Below are 9222 nucleotides of genomic sequence, written 5' to 3' on the forward strand. Positions count from 1 at the left end.
GACGTGAGGAGCCTTTTCTTGTGAACCCCTTGGCCGTTAATCCGAGCCGTCGAAACCGCATTTTCAACGACCGCCGTTAACCCCCAATCAACCCAAATGTTCACTGCCCACAGTCTTAATCGGCCAAGTCAGCCAGCAACGCCTGCCACTTCTGACGAGTTGCTGTGGCCGAGTAGTCATTGGCACGTTTGAGACTGTTTTTCATATAACGACGCTGGCGTTTCGGATCTTTTAAGTAATCACGAACCTTCCAGTATAGAAGATCTTGGTTGTTCCGCTCGACGAGGTTTCCGTTCTCACCGTCGATCACCATCTCATTTGGTCCATACCGAATATCATAACTGATGACTGGCACCCCAAAACTTAGGGCTTCGAGAGTCGTCAGTGAGAAACCTTCCTCGACACTCGTGACCATTTCTAATGACGCCTGCTCGTACTCAGCCGTCAGATCAGGTAGATAGCCTCTGAAGAAGACATTTTTTTCCAAATGATGTTCCGTCACGTAGTCGCGGAGACGCTGTTCCTCGACTCTGCTACCGAACCCAAAGAGATGTAACTCAACGTCTGGAAATTCATCGACAAGTCGACCCACGACTTGGACCTGTTCCATCACTTGTTTTTCTGGTGAGAGCCGCGCAACCCCAATGATTCGGTGAGGCTGCTTCTTTCGCAAATTAACCCGTTGCTTCGTGGTATAGCCGACTGGAATCACCACAATTGGCGGTAATTCTGGGAACCGTTCCCGCAGGTCGGTTCGCTGTAATTCGGTTGAAACCACTATTCGGTCAAACAGTTGCGGATGCTCCAAGACGTATCGATAGGTCCCCTTCAGTGGGCCTTCAATCACGTTGGCTTGGTCACGCGCATGCGTACTGTGGAAGACCGCGCATACGGTCACATCTGGCCGTGTGTCCCCAAAGGCTGGGGCTAGAGGCCCGTTCTTGTCACTGAAGTACACATCCCCCGCCTGATAGAGTTCGTTGAAGAAGAACGTCTGAAGCTCACGTTCCGTATCAAAGAACCACTGCTGGCCGCGATAATCATTCAGAATAATCTGATGTAACTTCGGTTCGCCTGGGTCGTTGGTGTAATACTTTTCCATTTTGACGTGTCCCTCGGTATCCAGGTACACCTCATTCTGAACTTTTTGATTGTCATGCAGGTAACTTACCCGGCTCAGGAAGCCCCGGTTATCGTAATGTTCCCGCTTAACCTTCATCCGTTTTGCATCGAAATAGTTCAGATAAACTAACTGTTTCAACGATTCATCTCTAAAGTGCGCATACATCAGGAAACGGCCCTCAGTGGTAAAGACCCGCACGTCTGGGGCCGAAGCCACCTTTTGAATCCGGTAATGGCACGTCTCTTCCCAATATTTGCACCAGTCAATCGCCTTAACGGGCACACTCACCGTGTCCTGAAAGTAGTCGTAGAGGCTAAAACAGTCGGGACCAATGCCAAAGCGTTCGGCATTAGCGTGAATGCCAGGATTGTATCGCGTATAGACACATTTAGCCGGAAGGTTAGCCGCCTTAAAGAGTTTCAAGCGGTTAACTTGGCCTTGTTCAATCCCCGTTAACTTTGCGTTAAAATACACCGCAACAAAGTAGTTCATGCTTAGGCCTCCTCAGCCACGGCGCGTTGGTTCTGCGTCTGGTGATCAAAGTAGTCCAGCAGAATTTGCCATTTAGCAAAGACCGCATCTTCTGAATAACGTTGTGCATTCTGATAAGCCGCCGCACTAAAGGCAGCCAACCGATCCTGATCACCCAGTAAGGCAATCATATCGTCAGCTAGCCCTTGAACATCGCCATCGGTCGTCAATAGACCACTCTCGCCATTGGCAATGATGTCGCTAGGCCCATACTTCACGTCGTTGGCAATCATTGGCACCCCATGTGACTGGGCTTCCAGTAACATCAGCGAGAAGCCTTCGGCACGACTCGGCAATAGACCCAGCTGAGCACGGTCATAGACTGAGGCGATGTCGTGGGTGTAGCCCTTGAACGAAATCACATCACTCAAGCCACTGTCGGCTACCTGTTGCTTAAAGGCCTTCTCGACATCACCGTTAGCGTAACCCCAGAGCTCAAGCCGAGCATCCGGAAACTTCTCGTGGACCTGGGCAAAGGCTTGAATCGAATGATTCTGTTGCTTTTCTGGCGCCAAACGGGCAACGTGAACCACCAGGTGCTTCTGCCGCTTGCTGAATGGTTCTTGTGGGGCTGCCATCCGTTCATCCGTGACATAACCGACTGGAATCGTAAACGCTGGAATATCGGTGCCGAAGCGATCGGCCACGTCTTGAGATTGTTCCGGTGTGGCAGAGATCACGGCATCCCACTTGTGCCAGTTCATTAAGGCATTTTGATAGTTGTTGTTAAGTGGTGAGTGAATCATATCGGTTGGATCGGCCACGTGGTCATTGTGCAGGTGTAAAACCTTGAAGGCTGGCGTCTGCATGTTGAAGAGCGCCCAGTCACATTCAACGGTCCGGTCACAGATGTAGACGTTGGTTTCTCCATTGACGTTCAATTCATCATAGAAGAAACGTGTCAGGCCATTCATCCCATTAAAGGTCCGACTACTGCCATCCCCATAATTCAAGACGCGCCTGGAAAGATGTTCCTTGCCGGCATGATCAATGAGATGACACTTCTCAATGTGTACCAAGCCATCTGGTCCAAAGTATTGTTCCTGGACGATCTTACCGTCCCAATCGAAGAGCTGTTCCAAACATTTGAAGCCTCGGGTATCCCACCAAACCATCTTGAGCGTCCGCCCATTCACATCAAAGTACTGGATGTTGCTAATCTCATCTTCAGTACCTTTTCGCAGGTAAATAATCATAAGCATCTTCCCTTGCGAGAACACCTGAAGTTGATTGTCCTTCTTGGTACTGGTGGTGTTGCGTGGTAATGAAAAGTCGTTGAGCGTCAGTGGCTTGGTGGCCACCTCTTGGCTCCCACAGAAGAATTCAAATAGGTTCACGAAATTCTCGCGTGGAATACCAGCCTGTTTCAAAATATTAGTCAGGTCCATTGAGAAAATCCGTGTCACAATCTTGGCTGGAATACCATTTTTACGGAAGAGATGGAGTCGGTTAATTTCCGCGTGTTCAATCCCTGATTTTGAGTACTGCATGTTGTCATTTAAGAAATAATACATGAGGCGTCCTCCCTTCTATGCCTGTAAGAAACGCTGCCAACGGTTCCAGACCCGACGTTGCGTCCAGGTCGCATTGGCTGTCTGATAAGCGGCGTGACTCATGGTCTGAAGCGTCTTCGGGTTGCTGAAGAGTTCGGTAACGTGTTCAGCCATTGCCAGTGAATTTCCGCGGTCAACCAAGTAACCGTTATCGCCATCCACAATCAGATCCTTTGGACCGTAATTGAATGGGTAGCTAACGACTGGAATCCCATGGCTCATTGCCTCAAGCATTCCCATTGGCCCACCGTCAGCGATCGACATGTTGACGAGGACTTGATAAGTATCGTATTTCTGGGTCAGCTCTGGAGCGTAGTCCTTGAAGGTCACATTGTGTTCAAGATGAAGTTCGCCGACCAGACTCACCATCTTTTTCTGATAGTCATGGTCACCATAACCATAGAGGTCAAACGTCGCCCCGGGAACCCGATCATGAACTAACGCAAACATCCGTAAGAGCTGATCAATCTGCTTGTCCTGGGCAATCCGTCCAACGTATAGCAAGCTGTTCGCCCGACGTTCAGTCGGCACAACTTCATCGCTACCATCCTTGGCCAATGGTGCCATCGTAACCGCTGGCATATCAAAGACATTGGCTTCTGGGAAACGTGTCCGCAAGTGCTCTGCCTGCTGTTCAGTCCCTGTAATGAAGCCATCAAAGTGCCGGAAGTGGTCAAAGGCCGGCTTCAAGAAGCCATCTAGGTCACCATGAAGCGGATCATCTGGTGTGACCGCGTGATTGATTGGCAGGTAAATGTATTTCCGTGACCCATCATCTAAGTTGAGTAGTGGTCGTACCCCAGTACCAGGACGATCGCTAATAAAGGTCGTTGCCCCAGCATCTTGCTTGCTAAGTTCTGCCAGGAAGAATTCAAATAAGTCATCTTGATTCTGGAAGAAGCGGTCACCTTGACCTTGATAATCTTTCAGAATTACCCGCGACACCATCGGATTGCCGTTCGTATCGGGCACACTATAAATTTCCAGTGCCGTCTGACCGGCTGGCGTGTAGTAACGTTCTAAGACCAACTTGCCATTCTGACCAAAGTACTGGGTGGCTGAACGGAACCCCCGCCAGTCCCACAGATCCGTTTCGATTAAATTGCCCTGATTGTCCGCATGTTCATGATAGAACACCCGACCAATGGTTCCCGGGATGAATCCCACTCGTCCGAGATTGTCATCACCGTTGAGCACTTGACTGAAGTTGGCCCCCACAACCACTTCGGTTTCTACTGGCAGGCGTAAATCATCAGTTCGCATAACTGTCGTTGGCACGTTTGTCGCCTGTTGGAAGAAGTCAAACATGTTCACCACTTCATCATCTGCGAGTCCAAAGGTGGTCAATGTTCGATGCAACAACCGATCATAAATCTTTGTCACAATCTTGGCGGGTTCCTGGTAATGATTAAACAGTTTCACGCGGTTCATTGCGGTATGTTCCACACTTGAATTTTTTTGCAAAATGTATTCGTTAATAAAATAATACACGACTGCCACCTCATTCTTTTCGACTAATTATCCCCGTTACTCTTCCCAGGGATACTTACCTTCATCATTTTTTTCTGTGTGTTTCATCATGTATTCCGTCCGTTCATCCATTCGTTTGCGGGTCTTCCGCTTATTTGCGGATCGGAAAACCAACACCACGATTCCTAAAACAATATAAATGGATAACCGTAGAAAGAACTGAATCTTCTTATAGGCAAAGATACTGGTTAACGTTAGCATGCAAGTGGCTCCTTTCTAATACTTATAGTCATAGTAACTAATCAATCCTGATAAGAAATGTTCACAATCATCGATCCGTGTTCGGAAGTGGTCATTGCGGGCATAGAAGCCACCGACCAATTTGGCTGGATGGTAGAAGTACATTGCCACCTCAGGGAGGAAACTTCCAGCCAACAGCTCATACTCAGCCCGGTACTGCCAAACGGAGCGAAGAGCGGCCACGTCATAAGGAGCCAACAAGTCACCGTTACCAGTCGCTTGAATGGTATCCGTCATCTTGACAGCTGCCGTCAGTAACTCTAAACGCGTCGGATAAGGCATCAATTTGTGCTCGATGTTGTCCAAATCTTCAAAAGCATTCTTCAGCCCCATCACCATATAATCACGGTTATTACCGAAGATTGCTAAGGCATCGTTGACGGCATAAGCAATCCAGTGGTCATGGTTCTTACCATAGTCGTGAGCCACCATGAAGTCCAAAGTTTCCTGAATCAAGGTCTTCACGTGCTCATCCTGTGTCAGGGCATACAGCCGTGACATGGCGAAAACAATTTCACCTTCATAATAAATGACTCGGAAGGCATCCTTAGCACTCAAGTCCGATCGTAACACATGATTGAATCGGCCATCTGGCTGGCGAAAGGCTTCGATTCCTCTAAAGGCCTGCATCGCTTGTTTTTCGAATCGGTCTTCATGAGTGACTTCTTGGTACTTGCACAGTGCCAGAATTAACATTGCCTGTGCCCCAAGTTTCAACTCGGCCTCGCCCTCTTTAGGCTGTTCCACGACGAATAACGCATCGTTTTTTACCATTGTCAGATGTTCCAGCCCCCATTTGAGTGCATGCTTAGCTTGCTTGAGGTCCTCGGAACGCTTGGTAAACGTAATCGCTTCCAATAAAGCATAAATCGAAGAGAAGTGCCGGACACTATTGTAGTTGCTTAAGACTCGCTTGAGGCTTGGAAAGTATCCATAAATGAACTGACCATCGTCTTTTATCTGATTTTTCAGGTAGGTTTCACCTAACCCTAAATAATCTGCCAGTTCTTGCTTGGGTTCCACTAATTGACGAACACCCAGTAACTGCGGGTGATTGTCTTCTAGCCGCCAGACCCGATTGCCATCGGTGAACACGCCGCTGGTTGCGAAGGTCCAGACAGTGTCGCCAGCCTGGATATCAACGTCGACCTTACCATTGCGTTTCATGAGATATTCCGCAATTGCCGAATAATTTACAGTAGCTTTGGCGGTTGTTTTCCCGACTTTATAGTCTTGAGCAGGTTCAAAGAACTCATGACCGTTAATTTCCATTTCTAGGAGTGCCGTTTGGAAATCCTTGTCAAAGCTGACTCCCCGCCGCCAAAAATTGCCACGGGTAATCTTAGCCACATCCGTCGTAAATTTTTCTCGACTAATTTGCTGGATAGAGTGAACGGTTTCTACCCTGATCCAGGATGACGCTACCGCCTTAGTGAGAAGATGTTCAACCTGAACCCAGGCCTTCTTAAACGACTCTTCATGGACCACCGTTACGGCCGCACGATGTCTTTTATCGGAAATTGAAACCACCAACGTTGACTGTCCTGTCACCTGGTTTTGAAGATTACCCCGGTTAATTAGTTCCGCTTTCAAACGCTTAATTAACGCCTTTTTCATCTAATTTCACGCCCCCATAAATCCTTAGTGTTTTACGAGAAAGCCCAATAGAAAATTAGTTTATCTAAATCTCATTCACTATAAACTAATGATACTATTTCTTTCGCGTATTGTCGATTAATAGCCTCGACTTATGTAAGAATCCTCACAGTTTGACCTGTGAGGATCCGGTCATGTAACGTCGCCGTTACACTTTGTACATTGTGTTACTAAACCGTGTGATCGTCATCACTGTTATTTTGACCGTGCTTGCGACCGAAGAACCACCATGAACCACCTGTTGCGGCAGCAATCGCTGCAACAATTGCCCCCCAGAGCGTGGTGTGATTGTCTTCATTGTTATCAGGAGTCGTCGAAGCTGCATCAGCAGAGTTTCCAGAATTCTTGACATTACTATCACTGCCATTACTATTCTTGGAATCCTCTGACTTGCTTTGCTTGTCAGAATCATCCTGACTCGCATCATCCGAAGTACCGGTTGTCCCAGCTGCCGTTAAGTCGACTGGCGTTGCTTGGCCTTGAACCGCATCGCCTGAGTAACCTAAGGTAGTTGCCGTGCCACCTGCAGTGCCCGAAACATTAGTACCAGAACCAGTGCCATTGTTTGAACCACCGTTTGTGTCACTACCGTTACCAGTGCCAGAACCAGAGCCAGAGCCTGAGCCTGAGCCACCGTTTCCGCCGTTTCCATTATTTCCGCCGTCTCCAGCATTCCCATCAGAATCACTATCTGAGTCGGTATTACCATCGGAATCGCTGTCGCTATCCGTATTGCCGTCAGAGTCTGAATCGGAGTCACTGTCGGAGTCTGAATCACTGTCGGAATCAGAGTCACTGTCGGAGTCTGAATCACTGTCGGAATCTGAATCACTATCGGAGTCCGAATCACTGTCAGAATCGGAGTCACTGTCAGAATCAGAGTCACTGTCGGAATCAGAGTCACTGTCGGAATCGGAGTCACTGTCGCTGTCCGAATCACTGTCTGAGTCTGAGTCACTATCTGAGTCCGAGTCACTGTCGGAGTCAGAATCACTGTCGCTATCTGAGTCACTGTCGGAATCGGAGTCACTATCGCTATCCGAGTCACTGTCGGAATCTGAGTCGCTATCTGAATCTGAGTCGCTATCCGAGTCAGAATCACTGTCGGAATCCGAATCACTATCGGAGTCAGAGTCACTGTCGGAGTCAGAATCACTGTCGGAGTCAGAGTCACTGTCGGAGTCAGAATCACTATCTGAGTCTGAGTCACTGTCGGAATCAGAGTCACTGTCGGAGTCTGAATCACTGTCGGAGTCCGAATCACTGTCGGAGTCTGAATCACTGTCGGAGTCTGAATCACTGTCGGAGTCTGAATCACTGTCGGAGTCTGAATCACTGTCGGAATCTGAGTCTGAATCGGAATCGGAATCACTGTCGCTATCCGAATCACTGTCGGAGTCCGAGTCACTGTCGGAATCTGAGTCGCTGTCCGAATCGGAATCACTATCTGAATCAGAATCACTGTCGGAATCTGAGTCGCTGTCCGAATCGGAATCACTATCTGAATCAGAATCACTGTCTGAATCTGAGTCGCTGTCGGAGTCTGAGTCTGAATCGGAATCACTGTCGCTATCGGAGTCTGAGTCACTGTCTGAATCTGAGTCACTGTCGGAGTCTGAGTCACTATCGGAGTCCGAATCACTGTCAGAATCGGAGTCACTGTCGCTATCCGAATCACTATCTGAGTCCGAGTCACTATCGGAGTCTGAATCACTGTCTGAGTCCGAGTCACTGTCGGAGTCTGAATCACTATCGGAATCGGAGTCGCTGTCGGAGTCGGAATCGCTATCGCTGTCCGAATCACTGTCGGAGTCTGAGTCACTGTCGGAGTCTGAGTCGCTGTCCGAATCACTGTCGCTATCGGAATCACTATCTGAGTCCGAATCGCTGTCTGAGTCTGAGTCACTGTCGGAATCAGAGTCACTATCGGAGTCCGAATCACTATCTGAATCAGAATCACTGTCGGAATCTGAGTCGCTGTCTGAGTCTGAGTCGCTATCTGAATCCGAATCACTGTCGGAATCTGAGTCGCTGTCTGAGTCTGAGTCGCTATCTGAATCCGAGTCACTGTCGGAGTCCGAATCACTGTCGCTATCGGAGTCCGAATCGCTGTCCGAATCACTGTCGGAATCAGAATCGCTATCGGAGTCTGAATCACTATCTGAATCGGAGTCGCTGTCTGAGTCTGAATCACTGTCGGAATCCGAATCACTGTCGGAATCTGAGTCACTATCGGAGTCTGAATCACTGTCGGAGTCTGAATCACTATCGGAATCCGAGTCACTGTCGGAATCCGAGTCACTGTCGGAGTCTGAATCACTATCGGAGTCTGAGTCACTGTCGGAATCCGAGTCGCTATCTGAGTCAGAGTCACTGTCAGAATCAGAGTCACTGTCTGAGTCTGAGTCACTGTCGGAATCAGAATCACTGTCGGAGTCCGAATCACTATCGGAGTCTGAGTCACTGTCGGAGTCTGAATCACTGTCGGAATCCGAGTCACTGTCGGAGTCGGAATCACTGTCGGAATCTGAATCACTGTCGGAATCTGAATCACTGTCGGAATCCGAATCGCTATCAGAGTCGGAATCA

General features: G+C 48.7%; 5 protein-coding genes and 1 pseudogene. All 6 read right to left on the bottom strand.

Features of this window, described 5'->3' with window-relative positions; all coding sequences use genetic code 11:
* Nucleotides 1–115 precede the first annotated feature (115 nt).
* Nucleotides 116–1615, bottom strand: coding sequence for an accessory Sec system glycosyltransferase Asp1 (gene asp1, locus OCU14_RS06180; RefSeq protein WP_261810258.1), 1500 nt, complete (start codon nt 1613–1615; stop codon nt 116–118).
* 2 nt (nt 1616–1617) lie between these two features.
* Nucleotides 1618–3168, bottom strand: coding sequence for a glycosyltransferase family 4 protein (locus OCU14_RS06185; RefSeq protein WP_261810259.1), 1551 nt, complete (start codon nt 3166–3168; stop codon nt 1618–1620).
* Nucleotides 3169–3183: 15 nt separating this feature from the next.
* Complete coding sequence (locus OCU14_RS06190) at nt 3184–4698, bottom strand: glycosyltransferase (RefSeq protein ID WP_261810260.1); 1515 nt, start codon at nt 4696–4698, stop codon at nt 3184–3186.
* 36 nt (nt 4699–4734) lie between these two features.
* Nucleotides 4735–4938, bottom strand: a complete 204-nt coding sequence (locus tag OCU14_RS06195) for a hypothetical protein (RefSeq protein WP_261810261.1) — start codon at nt 4936–4938, stop codon at nt 4735–4737.
* A 15-nt stretch (nt 4939–4953) separates the two neighbouring features.
* Nucleotides 4954–6594: a glycosyl transferase family 1 gene (locus OCU14_RS06200; RefSeq protein ID WP_261810262.1), complete on the bottom strand. Its 1641-nt coding sequence runs from the start codon at nt 6592–6594 to the stop codon at nt 4954–4956.
* A 209-nt stretch (nt 6595–6803) separates the two neighbouring features.
* Nucleotides 6804–9222: pseudogene (locus OCU14_RS06205) on the bottom strand (serine-rich repeat glycoprotein adhesin); the annotation flags it as partial.

The organism is Levilactobacillus humaensis (assembly GCF_024345185.1).
GTDB lineage: Bacteria > Bacillota > Bacilli > Lactobacillales > Lactobacillaceae > Levilactobacillus > Levilactobacillus humaensis.